Origin of the sequence: Corynebacterium sp. 401_CJEI (genome assembly GCF_001076435.1) — a bacterium.
Taxonomy (GTDB): domain Bacteria; phylum Actinomycetota; class Actinomycetes; order Mycobacteriales; family Mycobacteriaceae; genus Corynebacterium; species Corynebacterium jeikeium_D.
The window spans coordinates 15418-36478 of sequence record NZ_JVIP01000024.1 but is presented as its reverse complement, the minus strand read 5'-3'; the positions used below and the strand labels follow the sequence as shown (position 1 = coordinate 36478).

At 61.3% G+C, this 21061-nt stretch carries 17 protein-coding genes and 1 tRNA gene; 12 read left to right on the top strand and 6 right to left on the bottom strand.

From position 1 onward, the window contains the following. Nucleotides 1-22: 22 nt before the first annotated feature. The 7 genes from ADM64_RS06325 (at nt 23) to ADM64_RS06295 (ending at nt 8279) form a co-directional block, all read left to right on the top strand. Nucleotides 23-1156, top strand: a complete 1134-nt coding sequence (locus tag ADM64_RS06325; protein WP_049193562.1) for a hypothetical protein — start codon at nt 23-25, stop codon at nt 1154-1156. Nucleotides 1157-1350: 194 nt separating this feature from the next. Then, nucleotides 1351-2709, top strand: a complete 1359-nt coding sequence (locus ADM64_RS06320) for an adenosylmethionine--8-amino-7-oxononanoate transaminase (protein ID WP_241486345.1) — start codon at nt 1351-1353, stop codon at nt 2707-2709. 27 nt (nt 2710-2736) lie between these two features. Next, the gene (bioD, locus tag ADM64_RS06315) at nt 2737-3426 is read left to right on the top strand and encodes a dethiobiotin synthase (protein WP_049193561.1); all 690 of its coding nucleotides are present in this window, start codon (nt 2737-2739) and stop codon (nt 3424-3426) included. A gap of 373 nt (nt 3427-3799) precedes the next feature. Continuing rightward, on the top strand, nt 3800-4651 hold the full coding sequence (locus ADM64_RS06310) for a pseudouridine synthase (protein WP_049193586.1): 852 nt from the start codon (nt 3800-3802) through the stop codon (nt 4649-4651). A gap of 51 nt (nt 4652-4702) precedes the next feature. Next, complete coding sequence (gene der, locus ADM64_RS06305; protein WP_049193559.1) at nt 4703-7003, top strand: bifunctional cytidylate kinase/GTPase Der; 2301 nt, start codon at nt 4703-4705, stop codon at nt 7001-7003. Between the two features lie 123 nt (nt 7004-7126). Next, nucleotides 7127-8119 carry a PASTA domain-containing protein gene (locus tag ADM64_RS06300; RefSeq protein ID WP_049193557.1) on the top strand — a complete coding sequence of 331 codons (993 nt, stop codon included), beginning with the start codon at nt 7127-7129 and terminating at the stop codon, nt 8117-8119. 86 nt (nt 8120-8205) lie between these two features. Further along, nucleotides 8206-8279, top strand: a tRNA-Pro gene (locus tag ADM64_RS06295). A gap of 98 nt (nt 8280-8377) precedes the next feature. Here ADM64_RS06295 and rraA read toward each other — a convergent pair. Then, nucleotides 8378-8851 carry a ribonuclease E activity regulator RraA gene (gene rraA, locus ADM64_RS06290; RefSeq protein ID WP_016422839.1) on the bottom strand — a complete coding sequence of 158 codons (474 nt, stop codon included), beginning with the start codon at nt 8849-8851 and terminating at the stop codon, nt 8378-8380. A gap of 190 nt (nt 8852-9041) precedes the next feature. On the opposite strand from rraA, the gene secA2 reads away from it, so the two are divergent. The 5 genes from secA2 (at nt 9042) to ADM64_RS06265 (ending at nt 14354) form a co-directional block, all read left to right on the top strand. Then, nucleotides 9042-11321 carry an accessory Sec system translocase SecA2 gene (secA2, locus tag ADM64_RS06285; protein WP_049193555.1) on the top strand — a complete coding sequence of 760 codons (2280 nt, stop codon included), beginning with the start codon at nt 9042-9044 and terminating at the stop codon, nt 11319-11321. 238 nt (nt 11322-11559) lie between these two features. Further along, nucleotides 11560-11985: an oxoglutarate dehydrogenase inhibitor Odhl gene (gene odhI, locus ADM64_RS06280; RefSeq protein ID WP_038625554.1), complete on the top strand. Its 426-nt coding sequence runs from the start codon at nt 11560-11562 to the stop codon at nt 11983-11985. Nucleotides 11986-12058: 73 nt separating this feature from the next. Beyond that, entirely contained in the window at nt 12059-12817 is a 759-nt protein-coding gene (locus ADM64_RS06275; RefSeq protein ID WP_038625552.1) for a MerR family transcriptional regulator, read from the top strand. A 45-nt stretch (nt 12818-12862) separates the two neighbouring features. Further along, nucleotides 12863-13462, top strand: coding sequence for a bifunctional nuclease family protein (locus ADM64_RS06270; RefSeq protein ID WP_049193553.1), 600 nt, complete (start codon nt 12863-12865; stop codon nt 13460-13462). A gap of 388 nt (nt 13463-13850) precedes the next feature. Further along, nucleotides 13851-14354: a MerR family transcriptional regulator gene (locus ADM64_RS06265; RefSeq protein WP_172620271.1), complete on the top strand. Its 504-nt coding sequence runs from the start codon at nt 13851-13853 to the stop codon at nt 14352-14354. 163 nt (nt 14355-14517) lie between these two features. Here ADM64_RS06265 and ADM64_RS06260 read toward each other — a convergent pair whose 3' ends face one another. The 5 genes from ADM64_RS06260 to ADM64_RS06240 form a co-directional block, all read right to left on the bottom strand. After that, the gene (locus ADM64_RS06260; RefSeq protein ID WP_049193551.1) at nt 14518-16116 is read right to left on the bottom strand and encodes a hypothetical protein; all 1599 of its coding nucleotides are present in this window, start codon (nt 16114-16116) and stop codon (nt 14518-14520) included. Nucleotides 16117-16213: 97 nt separating this feature from the next. Then, the gene (locus ADM64_RS06255) at nt 16214-17131 is read right to left on the bottom strand and encodes a hypothetical protein (RefSeq protein WP_049193549.1); all 918 of its coding nucleotides are present in this window, start codon (nt 17129-17131) and stop codon (nt 16214-16216) included. Further along, complete coding sequence (locus tag ADM64_RS06250) at nt 17128-18342, bottom strand: hemolysin family protein (RefSeq protein WP_049193547.1); 1215 nt, start codon at nt 18340-18342, stop codon at nt 17128-17130. Before ADM64_RS06250 ends, ADM64_RS06255 begins: the two co-directional genes overlap by 4 nt. Beyond that, a complete protein-coding gene (locus tag ADM64_RS06245) occupies nt 18339-19724 on the bottom strand; it encodes a hemolysin family protein (RefSeq protein WP_016422831.1) in 1386 nt (461 codons plus the stop codon). The genes ADM64_RS06250 and ADM64_RS06245 overlap by 4 nt, the downstream gene beginning before the upstream one ends. 3 nt (nt 19725-19727) lie before the next feature. Further along, nucleotides 19728-20957: a DEAD/DEAH box helicase gene (locus ADM64_RS06240; RefSeq protein ID WP_241486344.1), complete on the bottom strand. Its 1230-nt coding sequence runs from the start codon at nt 20955-20957 to the stop codon at nt 19728-19730. Between the last annotated feature and the right edge of the window lie 104 nt (nt 20958-21061).

The window sequence follows — 21061 nt, the reverse complement described above, 5'->3', positions numbered from 1 at the left end:
GGGACCTCAGGAGCGCAATCCGATGCCGCAGTGGATCTACGACGCCGACGACATCATCCGTACCGGCCAGCAGCGCGAATGCGCCCGCCCCAGCACATTCGCAATTTCCCGAATCGGCCAGCACTCCGACCGAGATCTCCGCCAGCGAGCCAAAAGCGGCAGCCTCCTGTGGCTCGCACACGGCGCGTACGTGCCGGTCGACAGGTGGCTCACCCTAAACAGCACCGAACGTTACATCCTGGAAATCAAAGCGCTCGTCCATCGCGGCACCACCACCGTAGTCACCCGCGATGCCGCCGCTGCTCTCCACGGTTTACCTCTGCTCACACACAACACTCCCATCGCGATAGCCAACTCCGGCCGCAGGCGCGGGCAATCGCGAAGCACACCGAATGGCCCGTACCAGCCGCACAAACGCCTCATCCGCGTCTCCGGCCGGATTCTCCCCGAGGACATCGTAGAAATCGATGGCCGCCTCGTCACCGATGTCCCAAAGTCCGTCATCGACGTCTGCCGTTCCCGCACCCCGCACAATGCACTAGTGCTTGCCGACGCCGCCCTCCAGCGCCACACCGACACCGAGGAGCTGTTGGCCACGTTGGCTGCATATCCGCGTGCTCCGGGAAATGCACAGGCCAGGAGATTGTTGGGGCAAGCGACAGCGTCGTCGGAAAGCATTGGGGAATCGCTCACTAAAGAAGCAATCGTCCAGGCGGGGCTAGCTGCTGTCGACGATTCTCGGGCTCCGTTGCTTCAGCAGGTTTCCTTTCGGGATGATCGTGGCTTCATCGCACGCGTGGACTTTTACCTGCCCGAACTTGGGCTGGTCGTCGAGTTCGACGGCCGTATGAAATACACCGATGGCGGGGTCGCGGACACGCAGGTGGCAATCGCAAAGGAGCTGGAGCGCGAAAAGCGCCTGAAGAATCTTGGACTGAATGTCATCCGGATCGTCTGGTCACAGCTTTTCGACGGCACCGCCGTAGCCACCTTGCGGCAAGCGGCCGCAGAAATCCGACGTCACCTGGCAAATGGTGGCAGTTGCTATCGCGGAAACTACGCCTTCGCGCGGCAGCCCATCACAATCACAGGTAAGGCGGCCGAGTTGGCCATGCGTCGCCGACGAGTGTGGAGCCAGGCGGGGCGGCTGTACTAGCTGGCTGGCTCATCGGGCCACCCCAACCTCACTTCACGACACAGGTGTCACCTCATGCCACCTCCACAGCTGCCACGAGGTGACATGGGTGTCGTAAAGTCGCTGAGACTGTCTGTAATCCTTGCGAGAAGCTCCACCACCAACCCCGAACGGCGTTCAAGTCTGGCGCTGTACAGGTATTATGCTTGAGTATCATGACAGCCTCGGAAACCGCCCAGCCGCACACCCCGCCGCCCGCCCAACCACCCGCCCAACCACACACCCCGCCAACCATCGCCGACCTCGCCCAATTCGACGCCGACCACATCTGGCACCCATACGGCCCCATCCCGTCGCCGGTCGCGCCCAAGCTGGTCGAGTCCGCCGAGGGCGTGAACCTCCACCTCGCCGACGGCCGCACCCTCATCGACGGCATGAGCAGCTGGTGGGCCGCCTGTCACGGCCACTCGCACCCGAAGCTGGTCGCAGCCGCGAAGAAGCAGGCCACCACGATGTCGCATGTCATGTTCGGCGGACTCACGCACCGTCCGGCCATTGAGCTGGCGGAGAAGCTCCTAAAGCTCGCAGGCCCCGGCTTCGATGCCATTTTTTACTCGGACTCGGGTTCGGTCTCTGTCGAGGTGGCGATCAAAATGGCGTTGCAGTATCAGCAGGCCAAAGGCCATCCCGAGCGCACCCGCCTGGCCACTTGGCGTGGCGGCTATCACGGCGACACTCGCGCGCCCATGACCGTCTGCGACCCTGAGGGCGGCATGCATTCGCTGTGGACGGGGCAGTGGACTCCGCAGGTCTTCGCCGACAAACCGCCCGCCCGCGGCGCAACCGAGGAGGAACGAGCACGCTATCTCGCGTACTTCGATTCGCTTATCGACGACTCCGTCGCCGGCATCATCATTGAACCGGTGGTCCAAGGCGCTGGTGGCATGCGGTTCCATGACCACGAGCTGCTTGTGGGGCTCCGGAAGCTGTGTGACAAGCACGGGATTCTGCTCATCGCGGATGAGATCGCCACCGGCTTCGGCCGGGCCGGTGACCTGTTCACGACGCAGGCGGCCGGGATTGTGCCGGATATTATGTGTGTCGGCAAGGCGCTGACCGGCGGCTTTATGAGCTTCGCAGCCACCCTCACCACCGCCGACGTGGCTCGCACCATTTCCAGTGGCGCAGGCGGAGGCATCATGCACGGCCCGACCTTCATGGGCAACCCGTTGGCCTGTGCCGTGGCCTGCGCGCAGCTCGACCTGATTGCAGAGGGGCAGTGGCGTGAGGATGTCCCGCGCATCGAGTCCCGACTCCGCAACCAGCTCCAACCCCTAGCCAGCAGCGATGCCGTGGCCGACGTGCGTGTCCTTGGTGCAATCGGGGTTGTGGAGATGCAGCGCCCGGTGGACATGGGGCTGGCCACCGCAGCAGCTGTCGATGCTGGGGTGTGGCTGCGGCCATTCGGCAAGTTGGTGTACACCATGCCGCCGTATATCAGCACCAATGACGAGGTCGATCGCATCTGTGAGGCCATCGCCGCCATCGTCGCCGCGGAGGAAAAACGCAAGTAGCGCAACCAAAAAGGAGCATCAACCACCATGAGCATCGTCCTTGTCACAGGCACCGGTACCGATATTGGAAAGACCATCGGCACGGCAGCCCTGGCGGCGGCACTTCGCGAGGAAGGCAAGGAGGTGCACGTCGTCAAGCCAATTCAGACCGGTTTTCCGGGCCCAAATGGCGGTGATTTGGACACTGTCGCGGAGCTGACGGGGATTGACAACCTGCATGGTTTCGAGCGTTACCCCGAGCCGATGGCGCCGGTGGCGGCGGCTCAGCGCGCGGGCATGCGCCTGCCGGAGGCTACGGAAATCGCGGAGAAAATCAAGCTTATCGACGGGCCGAACCGCGTTGTCCTCGTGGAGGGCGCGGGCGGCTTGCTGGTGCGACTCGGCGAGGACTGGGCGCTGCCGGAGCTGGCGGTGTTGCTGCCGGGTAGTCAGATGGTGGTCGTGACGCGGTTGGACCTGGGTTGCCTGAACGAGGCGGAGCTCACCGTCGAGGTGGCGCGGGGCCGTGGGGTTAATGTCACGGCGCTGGTGGGCGGTTCGTTGCCGGCGGAGGTCGACCCGATCATTGAGACGAACCTGGAGGAACTGCCGCGCATCACCGGGGTGCCGCTGCTGGGGTCGGTGCAGGCGGGAGCGGGCGCGCTGGACCGGCAGGAGTTTGTGGCGAAAGCTACGCAGTGGCTGCCGGGCGTGCGAGAGTGGGCCGCAGTGCTGTAGGGGAGCCGCAGTGCTTTAAGGGGCACTCTGGCGGCGCCTCGGAGTAGGGGCCGCGCAGGACGTCGTTAAGCTGGCGCTTTACTAGAAACGTGCTAAGGTGACTAGACGACAAGGCGCGAGGCTTTCTCTGTAATTCTCTTTATTAACCTGCTTCCACCGGCCAATTTTGGGCCCACGGGGGAGAGAACAGCGTCGCCTGGCGCTGACGTTCTAACAAACAGAACATTCTCCAACGCTTGAAAAGGATGTAGGTCAAGTGGCTAAACCCGCTCGCCGAGAAGGCACACCGGCACACAAGAACCGTAAGAATCAATCCAACCGCGGCTCCACTAACGCCCAGCGCAACCGCAGCCGTCGCGACAGCGGCGCGAAGATGGAGACCTCCAACGTCCACGCGAAGGACATCTACGTATCCAACGCTCGCCCGGCGCGCCACCAGCATGTGGACGACAACCGCCGCGGCTCGGGCAAGCGCGTGCACAGCGAAGCAGGCGAGGGCGTGCGCCTGCAGAAGGTATTGGCACAGGCAGGCGTGGCGTCGCGTCGTATGGCGGAAAAGCTTATCGACGAAGGCCGCGTCGAGGTCGACGGCAAGATTGTGACGCGGCAGGGCGTGCGGGTGGACCCGAACACGTCTGTGATTCGCGTTGATGGTTCCCGCGTCATCGTCAATGAGGACATGCAGTACTTCGTCCTGAACAAGCCGCGTGGTGTGCAGTCGACCATGCACGATGACATGGGCCGCCCGTGTGTGGGCGACATCATCGGTGAGAAGATCAGCGCTGGTCAGCGACTCTTCCACGTGGGTCGCCTGGATGCGCCCACCGAGGGCCTGCTGCTGCTCACCAACGATGGTGAGCTGGCCAACCGCCTGATGCACCCGAGCTACGAGGTCACCAAGACCTACATGGCCACCGTTGTCGGCGAGGTCGATGCCAAGGTCATGCGTGAGCTGGAAAAGGGCATTGAGCTTGATGACGGCATCGCTAAGGCGGACATGGCGCAGATCATCGATGTCTGGCAGGGCCGCTCCATCGTCCGCATCGAGCTGCACGAGGGCCGCAAGCACATCGTCCGCCGGATGCTCAAGACTGCGGGCTTCCCGGTCGAGCGCCTGGTGCGCACTAAGATTCACACTGTCCAGCTGGGCGAGCAGACCCCGGGCGCTCTCCGCGCACTCAACCGGGCTGAGCTGACCTCCCTCTACAACGCGGTGGGGCTGTAAATGGCACTAGTGAAAAAGAACGAAGAGAACCAAGGAGCTGAAGGAGCCCACATGAGCGAGCAGAACACTGACGACATGCTGTTGGTTGCCATTGACGGCCCTTCCGGCACTGGCAAGTCGACTGTCTCCCGGATGGTCGCAACCGAGCTGGGTGCAAAGTACTTGGACACCGGCGCAATGTACCGCGTGGCCACCCTGTGGGTGCTGCGCCAGGGTATCGACCCGACTGATGAGGAAGCCGTGGCCAAGGCGACGGCCGCCCTGCCACTGGAAGTCTCCGATGACCCGAACTCCACTGCGGTCCTCCTCGACGGCGAGGATGTTTCCGGCGAGATTCGCGGCCCGGAGGTCACCCGCAACGTGTCGGCGGTCTCCGCGATTCCGGCCGTGCGCACCAACCTGGTCGCACTCCAGCGTTCGCTGGCCGCATCGGCTGTGCGCTGTGTGGTGGAAGGCCGCGATATCGGCACGGTCGTGCTCCCGGACGTTCCGGCGAAGATCTTCATGACCGCCTCCGCAGAGGTCCGCGCTCGCCGCCGCTACGACCAGGACATCGCTGCTGGTCGTGAGGCTGACTTCGACACCGTGCTTGCCGACGTCATCCGCCGCGACGAACTCGACAGCAACCGTGCGACCTCTCCGCTGAAGCCAGCCGAGGACGCGTTCATTCTGGACACCTCTGAGATGGACATTGAAGAGGTCGTGGAAAACGTCCTCGATGTCGTTGAGGCCGGCTACCCGGGGTCCACTATGGACTGGGACGATGTCGACAACGAGGAGTTCGAGGGCTCTTACGACGACTCCGAGGACGACACCGCCGGACACCTGGTCGCAAACGTGGAGAGCGAAAACGCGCCGGGCACCGCAGGCAGCCACACCAGCGCAGACGAGTTCATCGACCGCACAATCGCTGACCACGAGACGATCATCTCCGAAGCCATCGAGCGCGCCGAAACCGGCCAGATCGATGACGATGCCGACTGGGAAGAATTGGAAAACGCCTTCGCAGCGCTTGGCGTGAGCGACGAGGAGGAAGAAGCTCTTCCGACCGTGGCCATTGTGGGACGACCGAATGTTGGTAAGTCCACCATGGTTAACAGGTTCATTGGCCGTCGTGAAGCAGTTGTCGAAGACTTCCCGGGCGTGACCCGCGACCGCATCTCCTACCTGGGGGAATGGGGCGGACGTCGCTTCTGGGTGCAGGATACCGGCGGCTGGGACCCGGACGCCAAGGGCATGCATGCGGCGATTGCTCGTCAGGCGGAGACCGCCATGGAGACCGCCGATGTGATTGTCATGGTCGTCGACACCACCGTCGGCATCACCGCCACGGAAGAGGTCATGGCCCGCCGCCTGCAGCGCGCGGAGCAGCCGGTTATTCTCGCCGCCAACAAGTTTGAGTCGGATTCGCAGCTTGGCGACGTCGCGGAGTTCTGGGCCCTCGGGCTCGGCGAGCCGCACCCAACCTCGGCCCTTCACGGTCGTGGCAATGCCGACGTAATGGACGAAGTGGTGTCCTCCTTCCCGGAGGTGCCGCGTGCGAAGTCGCTGCCGACCGGGCCGCGCCGCGTGGCGCTGGTGGGCAAGCCGAATGTGGGCAAGTCTTCGCTGCTGAACAAGCTCTCCGGTGAAGATCGCGCAGTGGTCAGCGACGTGGCCGGTACCACGGTTGACCCGGTGGACTCGCTGGTGCAGATGGACGAGGCGCTGTGGCGCTTCGTCGATACCGCTGGTATTCGCAAGAAGACCAAGACCGCCAAGGGCCACGAGTTCTACGCCTCGCTGCGTACTCGTTCGACGATTGACAACGCCGAGGTCGTGATTTTCCTGGTCGATGCCTCCGAGCAGATTACCGAGCAGGACCAGCGCGTGCTGCGCATGATTCTCGACTCTGGTCGCGCACTTGTGGTCGCCTACAACAAGTGGGACCTCATGGATGAGGACCGCCGCGATCTGCTCGAGCGCGAAATTGAAGAGCAGCTAGCACACGTGCCGTGGGCTCGTCGGGTGAACATCTCCGCCAAGACTGGTCGCGCTGTGCAGAAGCTGGAACCGGCAATGTTGGAGGCCGTGGAGTCGTGGGATAAGCGCATCTCTACTGGTCGCCTGAACACTTGGTTGCGTGCGATCATGCAGCAGAACCCGCCACCGCTGCGTGGTGGCCGCCAGCCGCGCGTGCTGTTTGCCACCCAGGCATCCTCGCGCCCGCCGGTAATTGTGCTGTTCACAACTGGGTTCCTGGAGCATGGCTACCGTCGCTTCCTGGAGCGCAAGCTGCGTGAAGAGTTCGGTTTCGAGGGGTCGCCGGTGCGCATCGCGGTGCGTGTCCGCGAGAAGAAGAAGCGCCGCTAGGAAGCTCCGCCAGTTGCGCGTGGCGAGCTGAGAAAAGCCCAAAATGTGATTTAGGCAATTGCATTTTGGGCTTTTCGTTGGCATTTTGGTTTTTTAGGAAATTAGCGATAAGGAGAACTGACAATGGTCAGGCGCGGCAATAACCGTGACGGCTCTCAGCACGATGGCCGAGACAACAGCTACGGACGCGATTCCTCAAGCTCGTACGGCGATGACTCCGCGACTCGCTACATTCCGCGGGACGAGGGATACCGCGGATACAACCCGGATGCCGACTTCGCGGGTGAGCAGCCGACCGAATACTTCGGCGGCGACTCCTCTGAGACACAATTCCTGCAGCGCGGCGATGAAACACGTTTTGAGAACTCGCGAGGTGCCGGGGCCGGCGCCGGGGCGCAAGGAGCAGGTGCACAGGGTAGCGGCCAGTACTGGGCTCCGCTTTCTGAAGAAGAACGCGGCTATGGTCAGGCGGGCCAGCAGGCAGGTGCAACCCAGCAGTACTCCGCAGGCGGCGCAGGCGGTTACGGCGACATGAATAACGGCAACAACCGCGGTAATAACCGTGGCAACAGTGGCAATGATGACTCCAAGAAGGGCTGGGGCAAGCCTGTCGCCATCGTGGCCATCGCCGCCATGGTGGCCGTAGTCGCGCTGGTAGCCCTGGTTTTGTCCTTTACTTCCGGAACCGAGGACAAAAACGACAATACGGCGGTGCCGACGCAGGAGACGTCGTCAAGCCCGACGCCGACGACAACCTCGCCGGAAGAAACCACGACAAGTCCCACCGATCGCTTGGACCCGTCGGGCACGATTAACGACACCCGTGAGCGCCTCGAGCAGGAGCTCGACCAACTTCGCGAGTCGCCGCCAGCTATCCCCGGCCCCGGTGAGCGCAGCAGCGGTTGGGGCACCATCCCGCAGGGCGTGGTGGGCAAGAGTCCGGCATCGGTTGAGGTGGAATTGCGTACCAACGGCTACCAGAATGTGACTGTCGTCGACGCCGAGGGCAATCCGACCAACTCTGTGGCCGCGATCATGGGTAAGGTTGCCTCGATCGATCCGCCGGAGGGACAGATGGCGGAGACATCCACGCCTGTGACCATCTACCTGCAGTAATGCGGTAGCCAGGGAAGGTGCCAGGGGCGATTTTCGCCTTCAAACTCCAATGATGTAACCTATAGCTCGTTGCACTTTCGTGCACACGGGCTGTAGCGCAGTTTGGTAGCGCACCTCACTGGGGGTGAGGGGGTCGTCGGTTCAAATCCGGTCAGCCCGACAAAAATAGCCGCCGTCTTCTGGAAGATTCCGGGAGGCGGCGGTTTTGTTTACGGCTATTGCTTAAGGCTTTTTGTTTGCCCATAGCTCACAAGCGCACTAGCGCACGACAATACCGTCGGAGTCAGCGTAGAGCGTCTCGCCCGGAACGAAGTCAATGCCGCCGAAGGAGACAACGACGTCGCGCTCGCCCTCACCGGTCTTGGTGGACTTGCGCGGGTTGGTGCCAAGCGCCTTGCAGCCGAAGTCCATCTCGCCAATCAGCTTGGAGTCGCGAATCGCGCCGTTGACGACCACACCAGCCCAGCCATTGTCCTTGCCGAGCCCCGCAATAACGTCACCGACCAGCGCCGTGTGCACAGAAGCGTCACCGTCGATGACAAGCACGCCACCCTCCGACGGTTCGGAGAGGACCTTCTTCAGCAGCGCGTTGTCCTGGAAACACTTGACCGTGGAGATCTTGCCGCAGAACTCCACGCGACCGCCGAGGTTACGCATCTGAGTATCGCAGGAACGCACGTCCGGGCCGATCTCGTCAACCAGGTCAGCGGTGGGGATGAATTCGATTGCCATAGGGGATTCAAGTCCTTCCGAAAATTGCTCGCATCAAGTGTTAAACCCATTGTTTCAAACTCAAGATGTGACTAAAGACATATGGTGCAAATTCGCTGGCAGCGATTGACACTCCGAAGGCCGGCCCAGATTGATTACTCTGGTGAGTCAGAACGCGCCGACAACCACACGCGCGCAGGAAGGGTAGAAGATGGCTGGGTTTAATTGGTTTTGGAAGGCTCTTAGCGGCAAGCAAGGGCGCAACCAAAAACGCAGCGTAGGGCTGGTGGCACACGCCGCTGAGCTCGAGCCGCAGGTACAGGCGCTTTCCGACGCCGACCTCGCCGACTTCACCCGCCAACACGCCACCGACGCACCGGAGCTTTTAGCCGCGCTCCGCGAAGTCTCCCAGCGCACCCTGTCCATGCGCCCCTTCGATGTGCAGCTGCAAGGCGCACTGGCGCTCATGGAGGGAGACGTTGTCCAGATGGCCACCGGTGAGGGCAAGACTCTCTCCGGCGCCCTGGCTGCAGCCGGTTTCGCGCTGCGTGGCCACCGCGTGCACTCTGTGACCGTCAACGACTACCTCGCAGGCCGCGACGCGCAGTGGATGCAACCGCTGTTCGGGTTCCTAGGGCTCTCGGTGGCGGCTATTTCGCCGCAGGAGGGACCGGGGGAGCGTCGTAAAGCATATGCGGCAGACATCGTCTACGCCGCCGTCAACGAACTCGGCTTCGACGTTCTGCGCGACCGCTGCGCGCCGGCCATCGAAGACCGCGTGCAGTCGCCCGCTGATGTCGCGATCATCGACGAGGCCGACTCCGTGCTGGTGGATGAAGCGCTAGTCCCGCTCGTGCTTGCCGGCAATGAGCCGGGCACCGCACCGACCGGTCAGATTACCGACGTGGTGCGTCGCCTGCAGCTCGGCGACGACTACACCGTCGACGAAGGTCGTCGCAACGTCTTCCTCACCGATACCGGCGCCGCACGCGTCGAACGGCTGCTTGGCATCGGCTCACTGTACGACGCCGAGCACGTCGGCACCACTCTGGTTCAGGTCAACGTTGCACTGCACGCCCACGAGCTGCTGCAGCGCGATGTCGACTACATCGTGCGCGACGGCAAGGTCCAGCTCATCGACGCTTCGAAGGGACGCGTGGCGGAACTGCAGCGCTGGCCGGACGGTCTGCAAGCAGCGGTAGAGGCCAAGGAGGGGCTGCAGGTCTCGGAGGGCGGCCGAATCCTCGACTCCATGACCATCCAGCAGCTCGTCGGCCGCTACGACATCACCTGCGGCATGACCGGCACCGCCACCTCCGCGGGCGACCAGTTCCGCGAGTTCTACGGACTCCACGTCTCCGTCATCGAACCCAACGTCCCATGCATTCGTGACGACGAGCCCGACCGCATCTACGCCACCACCGACGACGCGTTCGCCGCGCTTGTCGACGAGGTCGTGGAACTCAACGGCACTGGTCGACCAATACTCGTAGGCACCCGTGACGTGGCCGAATCGGAACGACTGGCCGATGCGCTAGTCCTGCGCGGCATCGAATCCTCGGTACTGAACGCGAAAAATGACGAGCTGGAGGCCCAAGTCATCGCGGGTGCTGGCGATATTGGCCGCGTCACGGTGTCCACCCAGATGGCCGGCCGCGGTACCGACATCCGCCTCGGAGGGGCAGACGAATCCAACCGCGATGCGGTGGTCGAGCGCGGTGGCCTATGCGTCATTGGTCTGGGCAAGCACCGCACTGACCGACTGGACAACCAGTTGCGTGGCCGTGCCGGGCGCCAGGGCGATCCAGGCTCGTCGGTGTTCTTTGTCTCCCTGGATGACCCGGTGATTTCCGAAGGTGCTGCCGGCGAAACACTGAGCGTGCTGCCTGAGGACGATGGACGCGTTCGCGATAAGAGGGCCTACCAGTTCATCGACCGCGCGCAGCGGGTGACAGAGGCGACCATGCTGTCGATTCATGCGACGACATGGAAGTACAACAAGCTCATCGGCGACCAGCGCGAGATTCTGGATGAGCGCCGGGAGAAACTGCTGACTACGAATGCTGCCTGGGAAGAACTGTCCAAGCTGGCATCGGCGCGAGCGAAGGAAGTGGAAGCCGCAGTTGGGCGCGACGTCGCCGAGGACGCTGCCCGGGAAATTATGCTGAGCCACCTGGATCGCGGGTGGTCGGACCACCTGGCGGATCTGGACGACCTGCGGGAGTCGATTCACCTGCGCGCGCTGGCTAAGGAAAGCCCCATTGATGAGTTCCACCGCGCCGCCATCGGAGCCTTTAAAAACCTGGTCAACAATGCTGTGACCGACTCAGTGCAGACCTTCCAGGAGGTCGAAATCGATAGCGATGGCGCGCATCTGGAGGACACGGGACTTGCCCGCCCGAGCTCGACGTGGACGTACATGGTCAACGACAACCCATTGAGCAATGGTGGTGGCTCGGTCGTCGGTTCAATTGCAGCGATGTTTAGGTAAGTCGTAACCACAGGTTTGGTAACAATTTGAAAATATTTCTCAAGTGACCGGCCTAGGTACACCCACGGAGAAAGCTCTCCGATGTCGGTATTTACGCATATCAATCATGTTGTACATACCCTGTCGGTGAGCTGCGTCACAACATGGTTGGGATTAGATAACAACATGAAATCGGTTGGGGCGCTATTATCTAAAAAGTAACGAGTAAATCGCCCAAGGTTATCCCGGAGGGAAAGATATGACTAGCAATAGCGGCCAGCCAGAGGCATCGGTCGAGACCACCTCGGTCTTCCGTGCAGATTTGCTGAAGGAGATGGAGTCCAGCTCTAACACGGACTCCACGGTCTCCGGTGTTGAAGGACTTCCGGCAGGCTCGGCACTCTTGGTCGTCAAGCGGGGGCCAAACGCGGGTTCGCGTTTCCTGCTCGATCAGGCAGTCACCACCGCTGGTCGTCACCCGGAAAGCGACATTTTCCTCGATGACGTGACTGTTTCCCGTCGCCACGCAGAGTTCCGCAAGAACGGTGACTCTTACGAGGTTGTCGACGTGGGATCGCTGAACGGCACCTACGTTAACCGCGAGCCGAAGAACTCCGCGGTTCTGGCTAATGGTGACGAGGTCCAGGTCGGTAAGTTCCGCCTCGTATTCCTTATCGGTAACTAATTCGACATCGGTTAGTGTCGACGTCTGTCGGCATTAACCCTCCCTTATTTTTGTAAAGGCTCGGAAAAGACCAGTGGCAGCAGTACACAAATCAGCGGTTTCGCAGCCGGCTTCGTCAGAAAGCACTGCGAAGCAAGCACGCTCGGTGGGCAAGAAGAAGACCATCGGTGCTGTGCTGAAGGAAGTCAAGGTTGAGTTCCCTGATGTAACGCTGTCCAAAATTCGTTTTCTCGAGTCGGAAGGGCTGCTGTGCCCGTCGCGTAGTTCCTCGGGCTATCGTCGCTACAGCCAAGCGGACATTGACCGTCTGCGCTACATTCTGACCGTTCAGCGCGATAACTACTTGCCGCTGAAGGTTATTAAAGAGCAGCTCGACGAAATTGATGCGGGCAACGCTGGCGGCGACGGTCTGGCTTCGGTTACTCCACTGGTGACGGCGGATCAGTTCCGCGAAGCTGCAGTGGTCTCGCTGACGCAGGCGGAGCTGGCAGAGCGCACCGGCGCTAGCGAGAAGTTCATCACTGAGCTGGTCCGCGTCGGCCTGATTACTCCGGATACGCTGAACATGTTCGACGGCGATGACCTGCTCATCACTGAGACGGCAGTCAAGCTGGCTGAGTTCGGCCTGGATGCCCGCCACCTCAAAACTGTGCGTACCGCTGCGACCCGTGAGGCTGATTTGGTGTCGCTGGCAGCTAGTCCGCTGAGTAAGTCGCGTGCGGCTAGTGGCAAGCAGAAGGCTGTGGAGATGGGCCGTGAGATGACCGCGCTGATGGTCACGCTGCACGGCACGTTGGTCAAGCGCCAGGTCAACAAAGATCTGGGGAAGTAGTCAGTAGTCGCGCGTGAATAGCGGCTCGCTACAATTATCGCTGTTATGGACGAAAAACTCGTAGAAGTCAAGTTTCTAGACTGGATGGCGCATCCTCCTGAGGACGATCCGGTACTGCTCCTGCATGCCGAAGAGACTAACCGGATTATCCCGATTTGGATTGATTTGGCGACGGCGACGGAGTACTCCGCCCGTGAGACCGGCGCTACGCAGCGTCGCCCAGGCATGCATGAGGTCTTCGTCGATACGCTGGACATGGTGGGGCAGAGCGCCCTGCGCGGCCAGATTACGGGCGTGCACGAGGGCGTTTTCATCGCCAGCCTGGTGCTCGAAGGTGGCGCAGAGATTGATATGCGCCCCTCCGACCTAATCCTTATCGCCAGCGAGCTTGAGGTCCCGCTGTATGTTGCGCGCGATGTGCTCGACGCCACGTCGGTGTCGGCGCGTCTTGTCGCTACCAATGGCGGTTCGCTTACCGACGATACGGAGACCGACTCTGTCGAGGCATCGGTGTCGGAGTTTGCTGAATTTCTCGACAGTATTGATGCTGACTACTTCGCCGAGCCGCATGGTGATGCGGAGGACAAGAAGTCTGATGGTGAAGCCGACGGTGGCGCCGATTCAGCTTCCGATGGCGACCGTTAAACGTGTGACTGGAGTGAATAACCGGTTACTTTTGAGGTAGTTGTGACGCTTATTTCCTCCGGCGTGTCGCTGAATGACCCCATAAAAGGGGTAACTTTTCGTAAGTTATAGTTTCATCCCGTCCTGCGGTTTTGCTCCCGGGTCGTGCTTGAGCTGGGGAAACTGTGACTCCAAACTCTAAACCTTAACTTTAGGTTTAGAGATTCGGCGTGTCGTCCTGTGATGTATTGACAGCCGATTAACCTTGGCGAAAGATAAATAACGGCAGTGAAACTACCTCGGGAGAATTTATATGGTCGACGACAACAGCGGTTCGCTCTTTGGCGACAATGAGCTCCGTGCGTCTGACTCGCAAGAGCCGCGCGCGGTTCAGGAATCCCTGTTCGACATGGGACCGGACGAGCAGGTTGGCTACCGCGTTCCTATCGCATGTCAGGTAGCGGGCATTTCTTACCGCCAGCTGGACTACTGGGCACGCACCAAGCTGGTGGAGCCTTCTATCCGTACCGCTAAGGGCTCGGGTACCCAGCGTCTGTACTCCTTCCGCGACATCCTCGTTTTGAAGATTGTTCGCGGTCTGCTGGACACCGGTATTTCCCTGCAGAATATCCGTCTGGCTGTCGATCGCCTGCGCGACCTCGGCGTCGATGACCTGGCTACCATCACGCTGGTTTCCGACGGTCGCACCGTCTACCAGTGCCGCTCCAATGAAGAGGTCATCGACCTGCTCAACGGTGGCCAGGGAGTGTTCGGCATTGCTGTCCCGGGCATTATGAAGGAACTGACTGGCACCATCGCCTCCTTCCCGTCCGAGCGTATTGACGGTACTCAGGAGAACCCAGGTACTGGCATCGACGAGCTGGCTGAGCGTCGTCGCCGCCGCATCTCCTAACCGCCAACAGATACGGTAACCGCCAACGATACGGCTGGACAGCGGCGTCGCTGCTATGGCCTCCGTTCAAATAGCCGAAACAAACTAAACGAAAACCGCCTTCCACAACTGGTTCCGTTTTTCCTCTCCCGAGGTTGGACCAGATGGAGGCGGTTTTTTCTACTTACTCCGTACCGATAGCCGCAGCCAACTGAGAGGCCAGGCCATCGCCGTAGTCAGCCGCAATGCGCAGAGAGCCAGTGGTCATATTTGCCACTTCCTGCAGCTCGGGGCTGGAGCTGTCGCCGTCGGGAAGCACGATGACCTCAATCGTTACCGGGCGGTCCGGGCTAATGAGTTCCTTAATCCTCTCGACAGACTCGGCGGCATCGGCGCCCGAGGCATCGCGACCAGAGGTGAGCACGACGAGACGGTTCGGCTTGTCAGGGGAGTAGGTGTCGCGGGCGGCCTGGTAGGCATCGATAAGCGCTGGCCAGAACTGTGCCTCACCACCAGCCGGAAGTTCGGCCAGTGACCCCTTTACGGCGTCCGCGCCGTTGTTGGCCTCGTCATCGGGCGCGGGAAGTTCCGCGAGGCGGTTCACCTCAGGTGCGAATGTCCACAGGCCGTAGCGGCCACCAGGTGCCGCATCGATAGCGCCGGAAAGTGCCGTAGACAGCGCCCCAACATCGACGCCCTCGGAGGTGTCAGCGAGCAGGAGCGCCGAACCCACCGCAGTTGCGGGCTGTTGCGCGTCCGGCTGCTCCAGTGCTGGCGGCAGCGCAAAAGAATCCGTCTGAATCTGCGAGAGCACTCCAAAGTTCTCTGCTACTTCAGGGCTGAAAGTGCTCTCAGCAGCTTCGCCGTCGGCGCCGTGATCTGCTGCGAAGTTTCGGAAGTCCTCGGCCGCACGAGCCGTGTTCTCGTCGATCTTGCCGCCGGAGCCAAAGGTGACAACTGGCGCGTGCAACTGGGGTGCATCCGCAGGGGAGACCAGCTTCAGCCCCTCGCCGGCCATCTGCAGCATGGGCTGGGTCGCGGCCACGCCGTCGAAGTCAGCGACACTCTGGCTGAGCATGGTCAGCAGAGTATTGGAGGTGTAGACCTCACCCAAGCCCGCGCGTTCGCGAGCGACGTCCGGGCCACCGCCAAGTCGAGCACTAATCACGGCCGACAGTGCCGCGTCGGAGCCACCGGGGGCGGCTACGCGCAATCCTGCAAGCTCTTCCCAGGTGGCGTTGTTCAGCTGGTCAGCACGATTGGTTGTGAAGGCCACGCCGCTGGCAATCGGCGGCAACCACGTCTTGGGGTTGTTGACCTTGACCTTGTCTGAGTTCTTCGCCCGGTCTACGAAAGAGATATCGGCGGGAATCCAGACTCCCGGAGTCATAATTCCAGTACCGGCTTCACCCGCAGCGGGGTCCTCCGGAGCTCCCTCACCAGCTTCAGTGCCACCAGCCTTAGTCAGGGCGTTCACAACCTCCTGCGAGCCCGCCACCGTAATCTGTGGCCGCACACAGAAGTCCCTCACCACGGGATTCGACTCGCCGTAGTCCTGCACAAGCTTCTGTGCCGAGCCCACCGCAGCAGGATCGGCGGTCACCACCAGCGTCAGGTCACCCTTCGTGCACCGTGCACGGTCAGCATCAATCGACGAATCGTTGCTCTTGCGCAGATTAACCCAGGCAAAAACCGCAGCGACCAGAACAATTACGACCAAGACGGCAATAAAAGGCCCCTTAGCCACTCGATAGTTGTTCTCACCCGAGGCGTGTCGTCCCATGTCGTTCTAGCCCTTTCTATGCTGAGTGTGCTCGGCACTGTCGACTCGCAGCAGACCTCGTCGTAAAGCACAAACGCGCACGTAACTCCTGTCAACTTTACTGCGTGGACAATGCGACATCTACCACTTCGAGAAGACGGCCGCGCAGAACATCGGCACGCGCGCTGAGCTCACGCTGGCGGCGGACGTACTCGGCCTTGCCTTCGGGAGTTTCGATGCGAATAGGCGCAAAACCCCAATCCCGCAGATCGTAGGGAGCGGCGCGCATATCCAACTCACGGGCACTGCACGCGAGCTCGAAAGTATCCAGCCACAGGTCGCCGGGGACCGCCTCGCCGAGCTTGGTCGCCCATTTATACAAGTCCATGTTGGCGTGCAGACACCCCATCTGCTCACAGTGCGGCTGTGTCTCGCGCGTCGGGGCAAACTCGTTGAGCGGCACGGCGTCGGGCGTGAAGAAACGGAAGGCGTCGAAGTGCGTACATCGAACCGTGTGGGCCTCGACGACCTCGTCCGTGCCTGCCTGACCCAGCCGCAGTGGCTCCGGATGACGATGCTCCGGCTGGCGATACACCATCGCCCATTCATGCAGGCCAAAGCAGTCAAAGTGCGCCGGATTCGCGCGCGTCGAACGCAACAGATGGCCGATGTACGCCACCGTCTTACCTCGCTTATCGACGTACGCCGAAACATCCATACGCGCCGTCCCCGAGGCGGTATCGGTGGGCTCCTTGCAGGCAGGGCTATCGGTAGTGTCGTCCGTGTCGAGGGTAAAGAACTTCAGGTGACTGATGTCCTTGGCCGTCGCACCGGGAAGATCTACGCCGATGCCCGGTGACCAGCGGCGGAGTTGGCCGGGTTTAACGGGGTAGTACTCGAAGATGAAGTCCCAGACCGGGTGGCGCTGGCCGCGACTGCGACGGGACAGGTGGTCGCGGGTCAGGACATCGACGCGGGCGATATGCCTTGCTTTGGCTTCACGCCAATCGAAAGACGAATCGGGCGTAGGCGTCACTGCTGGCGTCCCTGCGTGCTGCCCGGTCGGGTCCGGGGCTGGTTCACGGTCGAGTGCTGCTTTGGCGCACCGCTGCGACGCGGGGAGACCTCGTGGGTCCAGTCGCGCACGACACCGACCTGCTCCTCGATGAGGTCCTCCAGAGCCACGATGCCGATCTGCTCCGCGCCGGAGAAAGCACCGGTCTTCGGAGCGATGCTTGCCGGGGCGTTTGCGCGCAGGTGCGGCTTTGGCATGCGAGCGCGTACAGCCACTGCCATGTGGGCGCTGTAGCGGCGCATGATGCGCAATCCCTCATCCAGCGTGGCATCGATCGGAATCTCGATCATCGGGCGAATCTCGTCATCGGGGATGGCTGTCTCTGGGCCGGAGGCAGGATCCATGACGCGGTCGAGGACATCTTTCACGTGAACATAGCCGCGGTACTCGTTGGGCTCATTGTTGGCCGCAGCGACGGGGAACCGGGAGAAACCAGTTTCGGTGACCGCCGTCTCTAGATCGCCCACAGTCGGTGCGGTGGGGAGGCGCCGAATCTGCTCGTGCGGAATCAGTACCTCCTCAATGGTGCGCGTGGCCGAAGCCAGTGTGCGACGAAGGCGGACGTGCTCCTCGCTGTCAAGGAGCCCCTCTTGACGAGACTCCGCAATCATCGATGCCAACTCAGTGGAATCGACAGTGGTGTCGAGCTCATCGCGCTGCTCAATGCCGAACAGCTTAAGCGTATGGCGAGCCATCCAGTTAAACAGCAGCAACAGCGGCTTGGTCAGACGGTAGAAGACCATATGAACCGGAATAAGCAGCATGGCCATCGTTTCCGGTCCTGCCAGCGCGATATTCTTCGGCACCATCTCACCGAGCATGATGTGCAGCACTGACACCAGCATCAATGCGATGGCAAAGCTCAGCGGGTGCAGCAGCGACTCCGGAATACCCATCGCCTGGAAGGGAGCTTCCAGCAGATGTGCCAGCGCCGGCTCAGAGACCTTACCCAGCAGTAGCGAGGCAATGGTGATGCCCAGCTGTGCGGCGGCGAGCATCATCGACAGGTGCTCAGAAGCATTGATAACTGTGCGTGCGCGCTTCTTTCCCTGAGCCAGCAGCGCTTCCAAACGGTCACGGCGCGCAGCAATAAGTGAGAACTCCGCGCCCACGAAAAACGCGTTGACCAACAACAAGAAGAAAGTCAGGAGGATTCCAAACCAGTCACTCATAGGTTGAACATCTCCTTAGCGCGTTCGTTGGTCACAGGAATCAAAATTGCACGGTCCACGCGGCGGTCATCCATCGCCAGAATGCGGGCGTACCAGCGTCCGGCGATACCCGATTCGAACTCGTCCATGAAATCGCGTTCGGTCTCTGGCAGCAGGACGACGTCACCGACCTCCGGGATGCGACCGAGCGCAAACATAATCAATCCACCGAGCGTTTCGAAGCTACCTTCTGGGGCGAAGTATCCGACCTTGGTCGGCAGCTCGTCGGTACGCACAAGGCCAGAGCAGTTCCAGCCTTCGATCGCGCGTTTGACTTCCTGCTCGGACTCCTTGTCGTCGTACTCATCCCAGACCTCGCCAAGAATTTCCTCGACGACATCCTCGATGGTGACAATGCCGGCGATGCCGCCGTACTCATCGGCGACCAGCGCAATCTGCGAGCCGGCCGAACGCACGGCCTCCAGCACGGCATCGCCGTCCAGCGACTGCGGCAGCGTCGGCACAGGCCGTGCAATCTCCCGCATAGTGGTGGTTGAGCGCTTCGCCGCAGGCACCGCAAATGCGTCCTTGACGTGGACAACACCGACAGTGGCATCGAGGTCCCCGTCAGTAATGGGGAAGCGGGAATGCCCCGATTCGATAGCGACAGCCAGCAGATCCAGCGCCGTGTCATCGACATCGAGGGAAGTAATCGTCGACCGCGGCGTCATTAGGTCCTCCGCCGTCGTTTCGCCAAAGCGTAACGACGACTCGAGTACAGCGGCCTTCGACTCATCCAATGCACCCTGCTCCGCAGAATTACGTACCAGTGCTTCCAGCTCCTGCGGGGAACGCGCCGAAGCCAACTCATCCGCCGGTTCAATACCGAGCTTGCGCACCAGCCAGTTCGCCGTGGCATTCAGCGAATGGATGAAGTAATGGAACACCCAGTTAAACGCCATCACCGGACGAGCCGTAACTCGCGCTACTGCCAACGGCTCTGTAATCGCGACATTCTTTGGCACCAACTCGCCATAGACCATTGACAACATCGTGGCCACAATGAGCGCAAGAATCAGCGCGGTCGGTCCCGCTGCAGACTCGCTGAGCCCCATCCAATGCAACATCGGCGTGAAGTACTGCGCCAGCACCGGTTCCGCGAGGAAACCAGTTGCCAGTGTCGTCAACGTAATGCCCAGCTGTGCACCGGAGAGGTGGAAGGACAGTCGATTATGCGCCTTGTGAACGGCCTCAGCAGGTGCATCCGCTGAACGGGCGCGGTCGGCGTCAATCGTAGACCGCTCCAGTCCCGTCAGCGCGAATTCAAACGCCACAAAGAGGCCGGTGCCAGCGGTTAGCGCGATAAAGCCGACAACCGCGACAATATTGAGAACAATATCCACTGATTATCTCTTCTTCTTTTTCCCTCGCTTGGGGCGGTGTACGCGACCGCCAGCACGATTCTTTCCGCTTGCCGACGAACCGCCGCGCCCGCGGTAACCGGCACCACCAGCACCGCCTGCCGATTGGCTCTGATCTTGACGAGCCCGGCGCGGACGCCGTGCGCCCAGTTCCTTGACAAATCGCGGCAGTCCCGGAGCGGCGCGCAGCTCTTCAGCTTCAACGCCGGCCCCTGCCAGCAGCTCGCGGGCCTGATCAACCTGGCGGTCACGCACAATCATCGCTACCGTGCCGGAAGCACCTGCACGAGCCGTCCGACCAGAGCGGTGAATATACGTCGCGGAATCCCTTGGCGGATCCGCGTGCACAACCAAGTCAAGAGCATCGATATCAATGCCACGAGCGGCCACATCCGTGGTGACGAGGACATTGATTTCACCCTCGGCAAAGGCCTTGAGGACCGCGCGGCGAGTTGCCTGGCCACGATCGCCGTGGAGGAAACCTAACTTGATGTCATAGAACTGTAGAAACTTAGCCAGCTGCACGACACGCGCCTTAGAGTTGGCGAAGATGACGCACTGATCCTTGCGGGAGGCAATCCAGGCGACCACTTCGTCGGCTTCGTTGTTGTCCTCCACCCGAAGTAACAGATGCCGCATATTGCGCATGGTCAACCGGGAGGCAGTGACCTTGTGCTTCGCAACTTCAGTGCTACTTGCGCGACGATCGCGAATAAGCCCCGCGGCGTCGTCGTTAATCGTGGCGGAAAAAACCATGCGCTGTGCCGACTTCGGGCACGCACGGACCAGGCCCAGAACATCGGGCAGAAAGCCCATGTCAGCGAGCATGTCCGCTTCGTCAACGACAACAGCGAGGACGTGCTCAAGGCTGAGGAGACCGCGGCGGCGCAAATCGTGTGCGCGACCCGGTGTGACCACAGCGATATCGACTGGTGCCGCGAGCAGAGTCTGCTGCTTGGCCACGGAGTCACCGCCGACCAAGCTCAAGACACGCAGACCTGCAGCGGCACCGATGTCAGCCAGGACATCAGCAATCTGATCTGCGAGTTCGCGCGTTGGCGAAATAATGAGCGCGCGCGGGTAACCGGGAAGCGCTGGAGAGGCGTTATTGAGTAACGCGACCAGCGGAATGCCGAATGCGAGCGTTTTGCCCGAGCCTGTGGGGGCCTGTGCGAGAACGTCCTTGCCAGCGAAAGCATCTGGCAAAGTCGCCACCTGCACGGCGGTAGGCGAAGTTATGTGCTGGGCACGCAGAATACTCACAATCGCTTCCGGCGTGCCCAACTGTCTGAAATCACTGGACTCAGCAGGAGGGGGCA

Bases quoted from the DNA above. Each gene is read 5' to 3' on its own strand.
- ADM64_RS06325 (WP_049193562.1), top strand. From the start codon at position 23: ATGCCGCAGTGGATCTACGACGCCGACGACATCATCCGTACCGGCCAG.
- ADM64_RS06320 (WP_241486345.1), top strand. From the start codon at position 1,351: ATGACAGCCTCGGAAACCGCCCAGCCGCACACCCCGCCGCCCGCCCAA.
- bioD (WP_049193561.1), top strand. From the start codon at position 2,737: ATGAGCATCGTCCTTGTCACAGGCACCGGTACCGATATTGGAAAGACC.
- ADM64_RS06310 (WP_049193586.1), top strand. From the start codon at position 3,800: ATGGAGACCTCCAACGTCCACGCGAAGGACATCTACGTATCCAACGCT.
- der (WP_049193559.1), top strand. From the start codon at position 4,703: ATGAGCGAGCAGAACACTGACGACATGCTGTTGGTTGCCATTGACGGC.
- ADM64_RS06300 (WP_049193557.1), top strand. From the start codon at position 7,127: ATGGTCAGGCGCGGCAATAACCGTGACGGCTCTCAGCACGATGGCCGA.
- rraA (WP_016422839.1), bottom strand. From the start codon at position 8,851: ATGGCAATCGAATTCATCCCCACCGCTGACCTGGTTGACGAGATCGGC.
- secA2 (WP_049193555.1), top strand. From the start codon at position 9,042: ATGGCTGGGTTTAATTGGTTTTGGAAGGCTCTTAGCGGCAAGCAAGGG.
- odhI (WP_038625554.1), top strand. From the start codon at position 11,560: ATGACTAGCAATAGCGGCCAGCCAGAGGCATCGGTCGAGACCACCTCG.
- ADM64_RS06270 (WP_049193553.1), top strand. From the start codon at position 12,863: ATGGACGAAAAACTCGTAGAAGTCAAGTTTCTAGACTGGATGGCGCAT.
- ADM64_RS06265 (WP_172620271.1), top strand. From the start codon at position 13,851: ATGGGACCGGACGAGCAGGTTGGCTACCGCGTTCCTATCGCATGTCAG.
- ADM64_RS06260 (WP_049193551.1), bottom strand. From the start codon at position 16,116: ATGGGACGACACGCCTCGGGTGAGAACAACTATCGAGTGGCTAAGGGG.
- ADM64_RS06250 (WP_049193547.1), bottom strand. From the start codon at position 18,342: ATGAGTGACTGGTTTGGAATCCTCCTGACTTTCTTCTTGTTGTTGGTC.